This is a genomic window from Vibrio sp. SCSIO 43132, from assembly GCF_019904195.1.
GTDB classification, from domain to species: domain Bacteria; phylum Pseudomonadota; class Gammaproteobacteria; order Enterobacterales; family Vibrionaceae; genus Vibrio; species Vibrio nigripulchritudo.
Genome location: NZ_CP063200.1, coordinates 815,463 through 833,548 on the forward strand (window position 1 = coordinate 815,463; position 18,086 = coordinate 833,548).

The window sequence follows — 18,086 nt, forward strand, 5'->3', positions numbered from 1 at the left end:
TTAAGCTTGAGCGTATTCCTCTCGAAGCTTTTTCTTGTTGATTTTACCTACTGAAGTTTTTGGTAATGAATCGACAAATTTAATGAGATCAGGAATTTTGTAGTCCGCCAAGCCGCAATCGCGCAAGAAGTATTTCAGCTTGATCGGATTAACTTCGAAGCCCTCTGCCTTCACGATCACCGCGCAGCTACGCTCTCCCAGGTAATCATCAGGAATAGCAACCAACGCGGCATCATGAACACCATCATGGCGAAGCAACTGGTTTTCAACTTCTTCGGCAGCAATCTTCTCGCCACCTCGGTTGATCTGATCTTTATCTCGACCCGTTACGATGATATTGCCTTCCTCGGTGAGTTTGACAATGTCCCCAGTGCTGTAAAACCCGTCTTGATTAAATGAACGGCGATTATGCTCCTCTGCGCGGTAGTAGCCGCGAATGGTGTAAGGTCCCTGAGTCAGAAGAAAGCCTTCTTCCCCTGTCGGGACAAGGTTTCCATCTTCGTCTACCACCTTGACCTGATCATGCTTAGAAATAGGTCGACCTTGGGTAGAAGCAATGACTTCAATCGGATCATCCAGTCTAGTGTAGTTAACCAAACCTTCAGCCATACCAAATACCTGCTGAAGCTGACAGCCCAGCTTTGTCGGCAGTTCTCTAGCGGCAGTTTCGCTAAACTTTGCTCCTCCCACCTGAACCAGTTCAAGGCTTGAAATATCATGGTGAGTGGATTGAGCTTGATCCATCCACAGCAATGCTAATGGCGGGACTAGACCAGACACTGTTACGTTATGATCTTCAATCAGCCTAAATGCAGACTTTGGAGTTGGATCTTGGGTTAACACAACGGTTCCACCCGCAAAAAAGACGCCTAACGCACCTGGAGAACTCAATGGAAAGTTATGAGCAACGGGCAGTGCACAAAGGTAACGTGTGTTCTCATCAAATTCACAGATGACGTTGCTGCCAACCACACTGTAAGCGTAATCATTGTGTGTACGAGGAATCAGCTTTGGTGTTCCCGTCGTGCCACCAGACAGTTGGAAGAAGGCCAAATCTGATGCGTCTGCAGTTTGGGTATGATCGGGTTGCCCTTTAATCTCATCCAGTGCAGTGAATCTTTCGTCTTTAATGTTTGAAGAGTCGCCTCTTACCAAGACATGTTTAAGTGCGTTGTCTTCGCTAAGAACTTGCTTTGCCAGTTCCTGATAGTCAAACCCAGTGTGGTCGCCATCGATAATGTAGGCTTTTGCTTCAGCATGGGCGCAAAAATAAGACACTTCAGAAAATCGATGGGCAGGCAGAGCTAATACGGGTCGAATTCCTTTCTGCAATAATGCGAAGTAGCAGAGATAGAACTCAGCGACGTTCGTCATTTGCAGCACAACATTATCACCCTTTTCCAAACCCAGAGATTGAAATCCAGACGCCAGCGTGGAGATTCGTTCAGCTAAATTCTGGTAGGTAAATTGGCGTTCACCACATACAAGAGCAATGTGGTCACCAAACTGAGCGACGGAATGTTGGAAATGGTCAAAAAGTGTCTTGTCTTCCCAGTATCCAAGAGCCTTGTATTGAGTGACCAGAGAGTCTGGCCACAAGGTAAAATCTAAATGATTATTCAATCCCACAAATTCACCTATGCTGTCAGCATGTCTTTTAGCTGGATACCAGCGGCAGTCAAAATGGTGTTCATCTTCGCGCCTGTTTCATCCAGCTCACTTTGAGGCTGAGATTCATCAACAATGCCCGCGCCGGCAAACACTTTCATTTGTCGCTTCTGCACTTCAGCACAACGGATGGTCACTACCCATTCACCATTGCCTCTTGAGTCACACCAACCCACCATGCCCGTAAAGTAACCGCGATCGAACTGTTCCAGTTTTCTGATTGCGTCGTATGCTTTTTCACGTGGGTAACCACACACCGCTGGGGTAGGGTGTAATTCTGCAGCCACCTTCAACACGTTGATTGCTGGGTCATTAACCTGTCCTTCCAGAACAGTTGAAAGGTGCAGCATCGTTTTGGTTTCGATAACTGAAGGAATCATTGGTGTGTAGAGGTTGTAGCAGTATTGGCTCATTACACGCTCAACTTCTTCTACAACCAGACCATGCTCGTAGAGATCTTTGTTGGTGTTTAACAAAGAGTTAACGGAATTTTGGTTCTGTTCATCTGAATCAGAACGTGGGCGAGAACCTGCCAGCGGGTTGGAGATCAAGTGACTTCCTTTTTTTGCCACCAGAAGCTCTGGGCTCGCTCCCATTAGCTTTTGCTCGTCACTGATGTTTGCAGCAAAGGTATACCCCTTAGAATTGATCGATAAAAGATTACGGAGTAGAGCCTGCTGTTGAATATCGGTATCAGTGGCGACTTCAATTGCACGAGAAAGTACCACTTTAGACAGCTCGGTATTGGCAAACATGTCCAGAAGATCAGAAACGCCTTGCTTGTAATGATGACCACTTGGCGAAGAGATAACTCTTGCGTCGGAAGAAGATTGCGAACTTGGTCTGAGTGCCCTTGTACTACTTGAAACGTACAGTTTTTCAGGAACAATAAATTTGGTCGGGTTTTCTTCGTTAAACGGTACGACACCAAATAGGACAGGATTATCCGATTCACTTTTCTTAGCTGCTTGGAGCATTTCGTTCGCTTTTTCAGCCAACTTTGAAAATTCAATAGGTTCGTGGAATTCGTTTTCGACTCCAGAGCCCATCATTGTGTTATTTGGGGAAGCGAAGAAAAATGGAGACGACAACAGCTCGCTATCCAACAGCTCACTTTCCATTTTTGAGTAGCCAATCACTTCTCTTTTCATAACAGATCCCTCTTGAAAATTAGATCGTGATGAAAGCCTTTGTGCAGAATCGTAAGAACGACCCAGTCATAGGTTTGTTCATCATCCGGTTGCTTATTTTTGGGACTAAGATTACAGTTACCAACGATCAAATGCTAATGATAATAATTACCATTTGCTATTAATTCTCATTATTGAATATTGGTCACATTTCACAGCGATTTCTATTAAGGATATGTTAACGAGATTGCTTTTTTGATTATTTTTCATTCGGTTATTTGCAAATATGCCAAAATTTCTTGATGGACAGCACGTTTTTCTGACAGGGGCTGCAAAAGGTATCGGGTTTAGTGCGCTGGAAAGCTTATTAGATGCAGGAGCGAAAGTATTAGCAACGGACATTGATGAGCAGTTACTCGCCAAGAAGTCCGATTTCCTATCTACACAATTCCCAGGACAACTTCGAATTGCGAAATTGGATCTATCGCAACCTGAGTATGTTAAGGAATGTATTCATGGTTGGATTGAAGAGCACGGATATTTCGACCATATGGTGAGCTGCGCCGGTATTCTTCATCTCGGAGCCTTGTGTGATATGCCATTCGAGCAAGTTGAGCATACATTCATGGTGAATTCGTTTGGGGTATTGGCTGCGATGCAAGCAGTATCTGTAAGCATGAAACGACGTGGCAAAGGCAATATCGTTGTTGTTGGTTCCAATGCGGCAAACACGCCGAGAGCAAATATGGGGGCTTATGCCGCTTCAAAATCCGCACTGCATATGTTTGTAAAGTCGATTGGTATTGAGTTAGCCCCTTTAGGGATTCGCTGTAATATTGTGAGTCCGGGCTCTACACGTACAGAAATGCAGCTGCAGCTTTGGAATGAAAATTATGGTGAAGAGCAAGTGATTGCAGGTAATGCCGAGCAGTTTAGATTGGGCATACCACTCAAGAAAATCGCAGAACCTGAGGATATAGCGAAAACCATTTTGTTCTTGATGTCAGAAGGGGCTAATCATATCACCATGCATGACTTGCGAGTGGATGGTGGGGCCACATTAGATAACTAAACTGGTTGTTTACACGAAATAAAAAGAAAGCGGTGCGATGCACCGCTTTTTACATTCAGTTTTGTTAGAAACCGCTACGTAGAGAAATCGATTGCTTTTTTGCGCTAGGCAACGGTGGAAAACTGCTTACGCTCGGCTACGGATACCGCTTCAGAAAAGATATTCAAAATATCAATGGTATCTTCCCAGCTCAAACACTCATCAGTGATCGACTGTCCCTTGGTTAAAGGGAAGTCACCGATTTTTTGCGCGCCACCAACCAAGAAGCTCTCTGACATAACGCCAGCAATATATTGCTCACCCTCTATAATTTGGTTGGCAATATTTCTAGCCACATCCAATTGGTTTTTGGCCACTTTAAGGCTATTACCATGACTGCAGTCAACTACAAGGCGAGGGTTGAGATCACTTGCCTCAAGTTGTTTGGTTACTTCACAAATGTTCTCATTGGAATAGTTTGGCTGCTGACCGCCTCTCAGGATGATATGTCCGGCTGGATTTCCTTTGGTCATCGCTGCGATAGGTGCGTCTCCAAAACCTGGCACACAGATTAGATGGGAGGAATTAGCAGCGTGAATGGCGTCAATCGCGATATTTACGTTGCCGTCAGTTCCATTTTTAAATCCGATGGGACAAGGAATGCCCGACGCCATTTGTCTATGGGTTTGAGACTCTGTTGTCCTGGCTCCAATCGCACCCCAGCAAATAAGATCAGAAATATATGGGTAAACGGTGGTATCTAAAAACTCGGTTGCTGTAGCCAGTTTCAAATCAACAACGTCTTTCAAGAATCGACGAGCAACAAACAGCCCTTTTCTCATGTTGTGGCTATCGTCCAAATCAGGATCGACAATCAACCCTTTCCAGCCTACTCGTGTACGGGGTTTTTCAAAGTAGGTTCTCATTACAATCAGAAGTTCATCCTGATACTGGCTCTGAATGCTAGCCAGCTTTCTAGCATACTCCAGACCCGCTTCAGGGTCGTGTATCGAACAGGGACCAATTATCACCAATAATCGACTGTCTTCACCATTCAGTATCTGGGTGATTTCTGTTCTTTTTTGATTGATGAATGATTCACTCTCTGAATCCAACGCTATTTCATTAACCACATCAGGCACTCTTGGGAGTGTGCCAATAGGCGTTGAGTGAATCAGCTTTTGTAGATCTTGCATCCTTCCTCCTACAAGAAGTGTTCCTTGATGCTTTACCTTTAAACAAAGTTGAACCCAAATATGCAATTAGTTGGGTTAAATTTTAAACAAATGATAATCATTATCATTTTGGCGTTGGGATTATTAAGATATGAACGCCCTAATGTCAAGCCTATTATCTGAGCTGAACTTAGTATTCTAGATAATAAAATCAATGATATGGCGTTAAGTCATTCAAATACTCATTAAACTTCGGTGATATACAACGGATCTCATTTATGAAAATGATAATAATTATTATTAATGTTTGAGTTGAGCCTAAATGTGGTGTATTTAAATAATCAGTTTTGCCATTGGGCACATTTTTAATGGATTAAATACAAATGAAAGAACTGACAACCATACAAGCAGCTTATTTGGTCGGCAGACAATCTGGTCAATCGATGGGAGGGGTTGCCGCTCATATTTATGCGGAATTTGATGGAGAAAATATTAATGAGGAGCGGTTAGCACTTGCGGTAACCAGACTTTATGCTGGTCATTCTATGCTAAGAATGAAAATCACCCCTGAAGGGCAGCAGACCATTTCTCCTTTGTCCTCAATTCATAAGCTTGTTGTTGATAACATCGAACACTTAAACTCAGAAGATACCGAGTCATTTTTACTAGACAAACGTACCACTAAAACGGATCAAAAACTCGATTTAGAAAACGGTCAATGTATAGAAATTAGCGCCACTTTTCATTCAAAAGGTCAATGCCGCCTTCATATTGACGTGGATATGATTGCTGTTGATGCGCAGAGTTTTCGAATTTTAGTAGAAGAGTTAGCCAAATTTTACACAAATGAACAATCTGGAAATGACGCTCCACAAGGGGTTCCTTTCTTTGAATATTTAGAAAGACAAGCCGCAGACAAGTACTTAGTCTCAAAAAGAAAAGAAGATAAAAAATGGTGGCAAGAACGATTGGAAAGTGTTGCAGATGCGCCTGCATTTCCTTACGTTAGCGAGAATATTGACCGTCAACATGGTCACAGTCAGCGATTTACTCATTTGTTCACACCTGACGAAAGAGCGTCTATTGAAAGCCTGGCTAAAACGCATCGTTTAACTCAGACTCAGCTCTTTTTGACCTTGTTCTCACAAGCTATTGGGAGTTCTTGTAACGCTCCGGATTTCCGATTGAATGTGCCCACCTTCCATAGAGGGTTTTATGAAGGTGATGTCGACGCCATCATTGGTGATTTTTCCAACTTGCTGATTTACAGCGCCAGTTTAAAAGCGCAAGAATCTACTCTTAACCATTGTCGTCGCACAGCCAATCAGCTTAATCAATTACTTAGCCATGAACACTATTCAGGTGTTGCGTTGATGCGTGATCTCTCTCGTCATCATGGTACGGTGCAAGCTTCACCAGTTGTATTTACTTCGGGTCTGGATTTTGATGGAGATAACCTGTTCACTGATGCCGTCACCAAGGCATTCGGTAAGATGAATTGGGTGATCTCTCAAGGTGCTCAGGTAACTTTAGATGCTCAGATAGCCCCCGCATACGATGGAATATTCGTGAATTGGGATGTGCGGATGGACGTCTTCCCCGAAGGTTTTGTTCAAACACTCTTCGATAAGTTTATAGCTATTGTAAGATCGTTGGCAGCCAACCCAGAAAGCATCCATCTCTCATTGGAACAGACGTTGGCAAATCTGGGATTTGATTGCCCTTCACTACCTTTAAATAGCGCATCACCTAAGCCATTGACTGAACTTCAAAAATCTTATCTCTTAGGTCGCTCCACTCAGATTCCGATGGGTGGCACTGCAATGCATGAATTCAGGGAATACCGAGGCAAGATCGACTCAAGTTTGGTTGAATCCCGCTTAAAATTGTTAGTTAAAAAATTCGACGCACTTCGCACGCATATAGATGAGCATAAGCTTCTTCAGCATGTCTCTGCTAAAGCAGTTCTTAACTTTCATTCTCACGATCTTCGACACCTTTCCATTGAACAATCACTGGAAGAAATAGAAACAATTCGCGTGGCAAGTAATCATGCGATGCACGATCTCTCAAGGTCTCCTTGGTCTGTATCAGTAATCCAGTTACCTGAATCGAAGTTGGATTATCAAACAGTTGTATTTACAAGCTTTGATGCGTTAATCGTTGATGGAAGAACACATTCTCTTATTCTTTCTGAGTTACTGAAAAAGAATAGCGATCAACTGCAAGAGATCAGCACGAATCAAGCGCCTGTTTCAACCCAAGAAACCGAAAAAGATAACGCTAAAAAACTTGCAGACGAAACATACTGGGAGAACAAACTGAATCCAGAGTGCGCGCCACCTTCACTTCCTTGGAAGCAACGATTAGAAAACATTAAAGCTTCACGTTATCAACGAGAAAGTATCGTCATCGAGAAATCGATGGTGACTCAGTTAACGATGGCGAGTGCTGCTAACAGTTTGTTCTTAAATTCAGCCCTTTCAGCTCTAATTCTTGAAGGGATGTCTTATTGGACTACAGAGCAAGAGATGAGGGTAGGTTTTCCAGTTGCTATCCCGCAAAATGATCGTCCACTGGGGAATGACTCTACGTTTGTTATTCTGGAATACCGAAAAAATGAAGGCACTTTATTAGACCGTGCTCGAAGCATGCAGAGTGACATGCTTGAGGCCCTCGACCATCTGGACTTCTCAGGTGTTGATATTAATCGGCAACTCATGAGTACCCGTTCGACAGCACTGGCTCTACCTGTAGTGGTCACCAATGGTCTGGCTTGGGATACCCTTTCAGAGGAAGACGATTTAGTGTTCTTTTCGGGTGTGACACAAACACCTCAAGTTGCCCTCGACATTCGGCTTAACTTTGATGAAAGCAAGAACTTGGTTCTGAGTTTCGACTACGCTGTGGATGCTCTAGACAAGCAAGTTGTTGTTTCGATACTCGCGTCAATTGAGCGTCATGTGCAAGCCTTGTGTGAGACTAAGAATTTCGATATTGCCTCACACAAAGTCGTTAACCTTGACCACTATAAGCTCAATTGCGATGAATCAGAATTTGAGTGCTCTAAGTTTTTAGCCAAGATTGCAAAAAATGTAGGTGAGAACGCTTCTAGCGATATTGCGGTTATATGTGGTGACAGACAGATAAGCTACAAAGCCTTTGGAGAAGATGTCCACAAGGTGATGCAGCACATTTCCCATCTTGGTTTGAAACAAGGTGATGTGTTGGCAATATGCATGCCTAAAAGCCCAGAGCATCTGGTGATGACTATTGCCTGTTCATTATCTGGAATCATTTGGGTACCCATTGATGCTTCTTCACCAGAAGAACGCCTGGACTACCTGCTGAGTAACTGCAATGCGAACTTGGTTGTAACTAGGCAACCATCCGACAGAGCGAACTCAGTGACGTATGAGTCACTTTTACAACCTGTCGATAAAACCTACGCCTTACTTTCCAACGATGAGTTAGAAGCGTTAAGCAAAAGTGAACAAGGCTCTTACTACTTGTATACCTCAGGGACAACAGGGAAACCTAAATGCGTGGTGGTAAACAGTAGAGCAACTTCCAATGTTGTGGGGGAAACCTGTAAGGCATGGGAAATTACCTCTGACGATGTCTTGATGTGTGTGACACCTTTCCATCACGATCTTTCTGTATTCGACATCTATGCGTCATTCGCGACAGGCGCAACCATTGTGTTACCTGCTATGGGGGAAGAGAAAGATGCCATTAGATGGAATCAATTGGTTGAACAGCATGGCATCACCATCTGGCAATCTGTTCCTGCTCTTATGGAAATGTTGCTGTCCTGTATGCAGGGCGAAAAACTAAAATCCTTGCGACTAGTTTGTCAGGGCGGCGATTACGTTAAGCCTAAAACCATTCAAGAACTTCGTGCACTTGAGCAAGATATCCGTATGGTTTCGATTGGTGGTCCAACAGAAACAACGATCTGGAGTGTATGGCACTTTGTGACAGACGAAGATATCACAGTCATTCCGTATGGTAGACCATTCCCTGCAAACCAGTACTTTATTATGGACGGTTTAGGAAAACACGTACCTCAGGGCGTTGTTGGTCGAATCATGACGGTTGGGGTAAACCTTGCTTCAGGATACCTAGAAGACGGTGAGCTAAAACAAACTGACTTTGTGACTATTGTTGATGATAAAGGTGACGAAGTCAGAGCCTTTAGAACAGGAGACCTGGGGTATTACCGCGAAGATGGAAATATCATCTTTGCTGGACGAGTTAATGGATACGTTAAGGTGAGAGGGGTGCGCGTCTCACTTCCTGATGTTGAGAAAGAACTCAATCGATGCCCTACGATTGAGCAAGTATTGATTGTTGATTATACCGAGCGTAACGGTGATATTGCTTTGGGCGCGATTTATACTGTTGCTGAAGGTCAATCAGCGAGCGCAGTTGATATCCGTGATTTTGCCCAGCAATGTTTGCCGAACTCTCATGTTCCGTCACAACTGCTTGAGCTAGAAAAACTTCCATTATCACGAAATGGTAAGTTCGATCGAATCCAAGCGAGAGAGCTATTAATTGGTTCAATTAATCAAAAAGAGTCAGTAAAACAACCAGAGTTGAATGTAGCTTCAGGCATTGTTTCTCAAAAGAACAGATCAATTGATACATTGGATCATAAGAGGATTATTGAAGCTTATGAGAAGGTGATAGGAAAGCATCAGGTTGGATTTGATGAACAAAGTCCATTCTTGTCTTTAGGACTTAAGCCATCTCACCTAAAGGAGATTGCTACTCAACTCAATCACGTTTTTGGTTCTAAAATTGTCGCACGTAAGCTGATCAAATGCAGAAATGCGAAAGAGGTTGGTAAGGTGATTTCAATCTGAGGTCACGTTGCCTTTAGTTAATAACAGCTGAACCAAACCAGATGGTTCAGCTGTTTTTAATTAACCATACAAAATTGAGTTGCTTGCCTGCGAACTGAAATTGACAGTATTAAGGGTATGAAATCTATAGGTTTAAATGTTCACGCAAAGTCGAACCTTGATACTCCTTTCTGAACATTCCTGACTCCGAAAGCATCGGCATTAGCTTGCCAAAAAACAAATTCATTGATTCGATGGAGCCGCCCGGAACGGCAATGATACCGTCGGCTGCGCCTGCCTGGAAACGCTCCTTAATTTCATTGAAGGCATCTTCAGGCGTACCTACTATGAGCCAATGTGAAGAGCCTGCTACTTCTGGTCGCTTTAGGAGTTCAGCTACAGTTGGTTGTTCCCGTTCGATCAGGCGTCTCATTAAGTCTGAGTGCGTTTTACTTCTTACCTGCCTATCTAATTTTGGAAGCATGTCAGGGGTAAGAACTGTTTCTTCTGATAGTAAACTGATATCCAGACCTATCGCTTCTTTTACATAATTGTGCTTCCGAGATAGCGGAACTTGGGCATGGGTTTCCTGATAGAGCTCTTCTGCTTCTTCTTTAGTTTTAGCCAGGTACAGGCTAATGCCCGGAAACACCTTGATTTGGTCTGGGTTTCTGCCTTGTGTCTCTGCTCGTTTTCTTAGGTCTTTTCTTAGCTCAATACCTGCTTCGATGTCAGGTGTTGCGGCAAAAACAGCATCTGCCACGCGAGACGCGAAGTTTCTCCCTGAATTGGATGAACCTGCCTGGAAAAGAGGAATAGAACCACTTGGGTGACCAGGAACATTCAGAGGACCTTCTACAGAGAAGTAGTCCCCTTTATGTTCAATTGGGGAGATTTGGCTCGTGTCCGCATAGTGACCAGTTTCTTTGTCCATAATCAGTGATTTGTTCGGGTAACTTTGCCAAAGTTCTTGTACGACCTTAGTAAACTCTTCAGCTTTTATGTATTTTTCTTCAGAAGACATCATTGTGTCTTCACCAAAGTTTTTATTTCCGTCGATAGCTGTGACGACATTCCAACCGATGCGCCCTTTGGTTACCCAATTCAGAGATTGCAGTTGACGAGCAACAACGTAGGGAGGGTTATAGGTTGTGGATGCTGTTGAGATGAGACCGATTTTTTCAGTTTCACGTGCTAATGTCGCGATGAGAACCATTGGATCCAAGCTACTAAAACCAGGTTCTGAATCTAGCACTGCCGTATTCACAAATAACGTATCTGGTCTGAACAGAAAATCTAATTTGGCTTTTTCTGCTTTTTTAGCGAGCTCAACATAGAAATTGGTAGAGTAGAGATCTTCAATGCCGCTGTTGCTGCGACGCCAACCATTCTTGGTCATCCAGCTAGCGGCTAAAGCCATACCGACGCAAAGCTGCTTATTCTCTTTCATCTTCTAATTATCCTTTTTATTACAGCAAAACCTTTGAAATGGTATCGCACTAGCATCAACTGTTTTTGACGAGGTTTCTCAGGGATTTATCTTGATCTATCGATATGAAAGTAGTTAGCATATCCCGAGATTAACGTCATTCAGAACAAGTACCTAGGGTCTAAAAACCTAAGCAAATGATATAGAGTAACTCTGAATCCAGTTATAACCCCTTCATATAGTAAGATAATTGTAAATGATAACCGAAATGAGAATTACTTTTATAACTAAATGCTTTATTTTTTGCATGGCTTTACTTTCCTCAAATGTGTTTGCAAATAACACGTTAAACGCCTCCGACGCTTATCCTCGAGTATTTGTGAATGCTGATGGATCCGAAACAGTTATTCCTGCCAAACCTAAACGGATTCTTTCTACATCCGTGACGATAAGCGGAACTTTACTTGCTATTGATGCGCCTCTAATTGCTAGCGCTTCTAACTATGAAGGTAAATTTTTTAAGCAATGGGCAGACTTGGCTAATCAGCGACAGGTTGAAAGCGTATGGCCTGCAGGCAGCGTTGATTTGGAATCAGCGTATATTTACGAGCCCGATTTAATTGTTGTTGCATGGCGAGGAGCCGATTCGGCCAGAGAGCAAGTAGCAGAATTTCAACAAATCGCACCTACGATCATATTGGATTACACTGCCCAATCTTGGCAGGATTTGGCTATCAAGCTTGGAGTCGCATCAGGGCTAGAGAAACAAGCGAAACAACGTATTGATGAATTCGACCTACTTATAGAAGAAAGTAAGAGTAAAATAAGAATCCCTGAAGGAGAGACAAATATTGTTGCCTATTATGGCGCGGGAGCGACCAACGCTATTGCACTGGAAACAGGAGTTCACGCGAAGTTGCTTTCTGACCTTGGTTTTAACATGGAGGTGCAGAATCGCCAATGGCATGATAATACAATTCCGCTTTCCGATTTCTTGCGAGTACACTTTGAGCTCCTTACGCAGCTTAAAGCTCAGACTACCTTTTTGTTAGAGGCGAATGACAAAAGCGCAGAAGCGTTTATGCAGGATCCTATTCTTGTAAACCTTCCCTCTGTAAAGAAAAAACAAGTTTTTGGCTTGGGTATGAATTCGTTTCGAATCGACATGTATAGTGCGATGGAAATTGTTAATGGAATCGTTGAAAGGTTTGGCGACCAGAATAATTCGGGCTAATGCATAAAGGATATTTGAGATGACAGCAAAGACCAACGCTGCTCCTTCAATTATGTCTAAAGATTCAAGAAACAAAAGAAGACGTACTTGGTTCTTTATTGGATTAGGTCTACTGTTTGTAGTTTCTTGCTTCAGTCTTTTTATCGGAACGCACTACATCTCACCTAGCGTGACATTAGATGCGATATTCTCGTTTGATCAGAGCAATAGTGACCATCTTCTTGTTCAGCACCTGAGAATTCCCAGAACGCTTCTTGCTATCGTAGTCGGCGGAGCCCTAGGCGTATCTGGGGTTGTCATGCAGGGTTTAACACGCAACCCTCTGGCTGATCCTGGAATACTGGGTGTTAATGCAGGGGCTGCCGTTGCAGTGGTTTCGGCGATAGCGTTTCTTGACCTCTATGAAGTGGTTTACGTCATGTGGTTTGGCTTGCTCGGGGCTGCGATTGCAGGGGCTGGTGTGTTTTTGCTTGCTGGCGTCCGAAAAGGGGTCAATCCTGTCCGGGTAGTATTGGCTGGTACAGCGTTGTCGGTCGTATTACTTGCGTTAACTCATATGATTACTGTTAACAGTCATGAGATGGTGTTTGAGCAGTTCCGGCACTGGTCAGTAGGTTCATTTCAAGGGCGTGGTTACGATGTAGTTATTCCAACCTCAATGTTAATTGTTGTAGGGATGATTATCGCGTTCTCTTTAAGCAAAGCTTTGGATACCGTATCACTGGGAGAAGATATAGGCCATGCCCTTGGTGTCAATCCTTTGAAAATATGGAGTCTGGCTTCAATAGCTATCATTATTTTGGCCGGTGCCTCAACAGCAGCTGCAGGACCGATCACTTTTGTTGGCCTTACTGCCCCCCATATTGCACGTATGATATCCGGTCCTGATCATAATTGGTTAATGCCTTTTTCCTTACTTATAGCATCCATTCTGGCTGTAGTTGCAGACGTATTAGGGAGAATCATTGGTTACCCTAATGAGATAAGCGTGGGAATCATGATTGCATTGATTGGAGGTCCATTCTTTATATTCTTGGTTAAACGCTGGAAGATTTCCCAACTATGATTAATCAACTTTTTTCTTCTTATCAGTTGAATAATGGCTTTGTCTGGCGTTTTGGTCGTTTTTCTATTTCGTATCAGCCTGTACACATCTTTGTAGCATCAATACTTCTGTTGTTTGTTTGTGTGCTTTCTGCCTATTCAATGACACTTGGCAAATTCAATATCTCGTTTATTCAGGTTGTCGAAGCAATATTTGGGATGGGCGAAGGTGGCGTTAAAGAACGGGTCATCCTTAACATCAGGTTGCCAAAAGTTCTGACCGCCGTTTTTGTTGGCGCGGCATTGGGGCTATCTGGTGCGGTATTTCAGTCAGTGTCACGTAACGCTCTCGGTTCGCCGGATGTCATTGGTTTTACGACTGGCGCTGCAACGGGGGCAATTGCTCAAATAGTGTTGTTTGAACAAGGGGCGCTCGAAGTTGCATTAGCCGCAATTATAGGCGGAATTCTCACAGCCGTTATCGTTTATCTGTTGGCTGTAAAAGCTGGAGTTGTCGGTGGGTATCGATTGATACTGACCGGTATTGGTATAGGATCTATTCTCAGCGCGCTTAATGGTTTAATGCTCGTAAAGGGCAATCTGGATAACGCAATAATGGCTAACCTTTGGCTTGCGGGTTCTCTGCACGCCAGAACATGGACACACGTATACCCTGTACTTATTGGTGTCTTGTTGCTGTTACCCGTGATGATGATATTAAAGCGTCCATTGTCCATGATAGAGATGGGGGACGATATCGCGACTCAACTGGGAATTCGGGTTGAGCGGGTTCGCCTTTCGATGATTTTCTTCGCAGTAGTATTAGCTGCATTGGCAACAGGCGCAGCAGGTCCGATAGCTTTCATAGCGTTGGCTGCCCCTCAACTCGTTACAAGACTAAGGCAGTCAAGAGCACTATCCCTACTTTCCTCTGCTCTAATGGGCGTATTGTTGGTCTTAATGGCGGACATTTTGATTCAGTGGTTGCCGTTCCAAGCGAGTGTTCCCATCGGTCGAATGACAGGTATTGTTGGTGGCATTTACTTGATTTGGCTATTAACACGATCAAGACAATTTTAAATTATTCATATGAATCTTATTTAATTTTTATTTATGCAAATGAGAATACTTTACATTTAGATTTGTTGAGAATAAAGTAACTTCCCTGAATTTCAATCGCCTAAATATGAAAGCCCAATCTAGCAGTACTAGTCTCTGTAATCATTCGGCTTTGGCTCCCTTAAAGGACAACTCTGGACTCATTCAGAGTAGGAGAAAGGAACATGACAAATAATAAGCTCCACTTACAGGAAAAGAGTGGGCGTGGCAACGCAGTAACGGAATTTGAAGAGCGAGTTTGGATGCACCATCAACAGAACGAAGATGGAACAAGTCAATACTCCGCAGCATACCACCTCATAGGGAAAACAAACATCGGTAGGTTGGTGGCGGCATTAAGCAAACTTCCTCAATTTGTGCCATCCCTTAATGTTTGCTATCAGTTTGATGAAGATGCTGGATTGTTGAAATCGGGAGGGAACTCTGCGTCTCACACCATCAATATTGAAGCCGTAGATTCTGTTCAGGGCGCAATTTTCCATCTTCAAAGTAAGCAATCAACTCCTATCGCTCTTGAAAGCCAATCTCCGATCCAGTTCACGGTCTATATTTGTGAAGAAAAAGAGATCGTCTTGGGTGTGATTTCCCACCAAATATTGAACGGTGAGGTATCTTGGAAAGAGACTTTTGAGGTGCTGAGTTCTTTGTACAACCATGGTCTTTCCGCGATAGATAACCCAGCAAGACACACGCAACTGACTGGTTTTACTCCACTGTCAAAAACGCAAGACCTATCGGTCTCCCGCTTGCCTTGGATTAAACGATCTGCACAAGACATTGAATTGGTACAAACGGGTGTCAGCGAAGACATTTCGTCTTACCTACAAGCACCAGTGTCAAGAAAGTTCTCGACGTCTATCCAAAGAAGCAGCTACGAAACACGCTTTGGAAGAGCGATGAGTGAGGTAGAAATCCTCTCAGCGACGGCAGTTCTGTTTGCCCGATATGTATCAGAATCTAATGGTCTGGACAGCCTGAATGTATTTATTCCAGTAGACATTAGCCAAAAAGATCACGAAATCAATGGCTCAATGATTGAGTCTGGTTTGACCCATTTGAATTTAGGCAATTTGAACGTTGATCTTGGTGAAGCGATCACTGAAGTTGCGGCGCACTTAAATTCTGCAGATCAATCAGAAGCCGGCTTTGATACGGTTGCTGAATCTGCGGCTCTGGTGACCTGGCTCGTCGATCCGGCAGAGTATCTATCACTTGAAGACGTAAAAGCGAAGAAACTACCAGTCGCACCTCTTCAACCTAAGTTTGAAATTTCCTTGGGTGTCGGTATTGACCGACAAGGTGAACTGAGTTTTGAACTTGTCACAGCCTCATCCGTTTCACCTCATATCGGTGCTTACTTATTCGAGCAGTTCATTGCGTACATTGGTGGTGAACGAGTCGCTAAGCCAGTTACTGAGGTGCAGAATACAGCTTTTAGCGAATTACCTAGCCAGGTCAATGAGCAAACTCATTCCGTTTCAGATGTGATATTGGTTGAGTTTCGTGAGGCATTATCATCGGAGAATATGACGAAGGATGATGACTTTTTCGATTTCGGTGGACATTCGTTAATTGCAACCAGAGTTATTGGTCGATTGCTTACCAATCATGGAATAGAAGTCCACATTAACGATTTATTCAGTCATCCAACTGCAGCTGAACTGGCAAAACACGCTAAGAGTGACAAAGATATTGAGCCCTTAGACGTGAATACAAAGATTGTTGAAGATCAGCAATCCGACACTGTTAATCTTATTTTGGCTGAATTTAAAGAAGCATTGGCATCAGATTCAATGACTGCAACTGATGATTTCTTTGATTTTGGAGGGCACTCCCTTATTGCCACTCGGGTAATTGGACGTTTACTGACAACCTACAATATAGAAGTCAATATAAACGATCTATTTAGTTATCCAACAGCTCAGTCTTTGGCTGAACATGCTGTGGTTCATGACTCTGAACAGACTGATGAGCAAAAGCTTGACGCTGAAGTTGGGACTTCTAGTGCGCCATTGTCATTTGCACAAAATTCACTTTGGAAGGCGATTACCAAGTACTCAAAATTTGGTCTAGATACGATTTTCAATTTGCCATTTGCATTACGTTTTCTTGATGAAGTGGATGAAGTTGTATTTGGAGAAGCATATAGAGATATTCTTGTTCGCCATACAGGCTTACGTAGCCAGTTCTTTGATGATAACGGAGCTCCACTTCAAAAGGTCGTTGACGCAAGGGAAATCGATAATTACAAGTGGTTCTGGACTTCAGATGAATGTGAAATTGAAGATAGAGACGAGTTTCTTAAACAAGAAGCTGGTCATGCTTTTGATTTAGAGAATGAACTGCCACTTAGAGTACGTTTTATTCGCTGTAAAGAAACAGGGCTTCAATTCCTTTCCTTCCTATTCCATCACATTGTACTTGATGAGTGGTCTGTGAATTTAATGATGGATGAACTGGTACACGCGTATAAGCAGCGTTTGCAAGGTAACCCCCCAGTTTGGAGAAGCGAACCGTTACCATTCCACGAATTTGCCCGTCAGCAGAGAAGTTCAGGAATGAACCAAAAACATCTAGATTATTGGTTAAACAACCTGAAAGGCGTGCCTTGGGCGACACCAATTTTCCCAGAAGATCACCCTCTGAAAGGTAAAGGCGAAACTTCTGTGGCAGAAGGTGGATGGGTTGAAATTCAGATTGAAAAAGAGGTTAGGGAGGGGTTATATACTCTTGCTAAATCTCAAAGTGCGTCTCTCTTTAACGTTGTTTACGCATCAATTGCAACATCTCTACACTTCTTGGGAGCACCTGAAAAGTTAATTGTCGGAACACCGTCAGCAGGGCGATTAGACGCGGAGTACTTTGATACAATCGGGTATTTCACGACTATCGTAGTTCATCTGGTTAAATTTGCAGGTGTTCAAACGGTATCTGACTTGATTGCTCAGGTTAAAAACAATATCAACGAATCGATGCCATATACAGACATCCCTATTGATCTTATCGAAGAGGGGCTTGTCGGTGGTGAACCCGATGTTGAAGGTCACATGTTCGAAGTCTTCATTCAGCTTCATGCAAAGAATAAGTTTAACGGTGCTCTTGAGTTACCTAACGGTGATCGACTGGATTTCCAACAGGTTGACCCGGATAAAAGTGAATCAGGTTTAGGTTTGCAATTTGAAGTATTAGAAGAAGTGGTTAACGGCGAACAGGTTTTGCGTGTGATGATGAGTTACATGTCTAAGAACTACAGCCCAGCACAGGTCAAGCTTCTGTCTGATACAACAAGTGCTCTATTTGCCGAGTTTGCGAAATCTGCCAAGGGTGACCAGTTGCTTGAAGATATAAAAGGGCGTGTTATCGATTCTGAAACTGTGTAGTGCTCG

General features: G+C 43.3%; 10 protein-coding genes. 6 read left to right on the forward strand and 4 right to left on the reverse strand.

Annotated features, from left to right (window positions below):
* A complete protein-coding gene (locus INR79_RS21845) occupies positions 1 to 1,629 on the reverse strand; it encodes a (2,3-dihydroxybenzoyl)adenylate synthase (RefSeq protein WP_022611165.1) in 1,629 nt (542 codons plus the stop codon).
* A gap of 8 nt (positions 1,630 to 1,637) precedes the next feature.
* Positions 1,638 to 2,819 carry an isochorismate synthase MenF gene (locus INR79_RS21850; RefSeq protein ID WP_022606140.1) on the reverse strand — a complete coding sequence of 394 codons (1,182 nt, stop codon included), beginning with the start codon at positions 2,817 to 2,819 and terminating at the stop codon, positions 1,638 to 1,640.
* A 265-nt stretch (positions 2,820 to 3,084) separates the two neighbouring features.
* Here INR79_RS21850 and INR79_RS21855 point away from each other — a divergent pair, with 265 nt between their 5' ends.
* Complete coding sequence (locus INR79_RS21855) at positions 3,085 to 3,870, forward strand: 2,3-dihydro-2,3-dihydroxybenzoate dehydrogenase (protein WP_223099891.1); 786 nt, start codon at positions 3,085 to 3,087, stop codon at positions 3,868 to 3,870.
* Positions 3,871 to 3,974: 104 nt separating this feature from the next.
* Here the strand turns inward: INR79_RS21855 and INR79_RS21860 are convergent, their stop codons facing one another.
* A complete protein-coding gene (locus INR79_RS21860; RefSeq protein ID WP_223099893.1) occupies positions 3,975 to 5,045 on the reverse strand; it encodes a 3-deoxy-7-phosphoheptulonate synthase in 1,071 nt (356 codons plus the stop codon).
* A gap of 362 nt (positions 5,046 to 5,407) precedes the next feature.
* Between INR79_RS21860 and INR79_RS21865 the strand changes: the two genes are divergently transcribed.
* Entirely contained in the window at positions 5,408 to 9,895 is a 4,488-nt protein-coding gene (locus INR79_RS21865) for an amino acid adenylation domain-containing protein (RefSeq protein ID WP_262415461.1), read from the forward strand.
* A gap of 124 nt (positions 9,896 to 10,019) precedes the next feature.
* Here INR79_RS21865 and INR79_RS21870 read toward each other — a convergent pair whose 3' ends face one another.
* Positions 10,020 to 11,324 (reverse strand): NtaA/DmoA family FMN-dependent monooxygenase, encoded by a 1,305-nt coding sequence (locus INR79_RS21870; RefSeq protein ID WP_223099896.1) that lies wholly within the window; start codon positions 11,322 to 11,324, stop codon positions 10,020 to 10,022.
* A 247-nt stretch (positions 11,325 to 11,571) separates the two neighbouring features.
* On the opposite strand from INR79_RS21870, the gene fepB reads away from it, so the two are divergent.
* The 4 genes from fepB to INR79_RS28265 all read left to right on the forward strand — a co-directional run bounded on the left by fepB (position 11,572) and on the right by INR79_RS28265 (position 18,080).
* Positions 11,572 to 12,537: a Fe2+-enterobactin ABC transporter substrate-binding protein gene (fepB, locus tag INR79_RS21875; RefSeq protein WP_081275235.1), complete on the forward strand. Its 966-nt coding sequence runs from the start codon at positions 11,572 to 11,574 to the stop codon at positions 12,535 to 12,537.
* 19 nt (positions 12,538 to 12,556) lie between these two features.
* Positions 12,557 to 13,603 (forward strand): FecCD family ABC transporter permease, encoded by a 1,047-nt coding sequence (locus INR79_RS21880; RefSeq protein WP_022598754.1) that lies wholly within the window; start codon positions 12,557 to 12,559, stop codon positions 13,601 to 13,603.
* The gene (locus INR79_RS21885; protein WP_223099898.1) at positions 13,600 to 14,661 is read left to right on the forward strand and encodes a FecCD family ABC transporter permease; all 1,062 of its coding nucleotides are present in this window, start codon (positions 13,600 to 13,602) and stop codon (positions 14,659 to 14,661) included. The genes INR79_RS21880 and INR79_RS21885 overlap by 4 nt, the downstream gene beginning before the upstream one ends.
* A 203-nt stretch (positions 14,662 to 14,864) precedes the next feature.
* Positions 14,865 to 18,080, forward strand: a complete 3,216-nt coding sequence (locus INR79_RS28265) for a condensation domain-containing protein (protein WP_223099900.1) — start codon at positions 14,865 to 14,867, stop codon at positions 18,078 to 18,080.
* Positions 18,081 to 18,086: the final 6 nt, after the last annotated feature.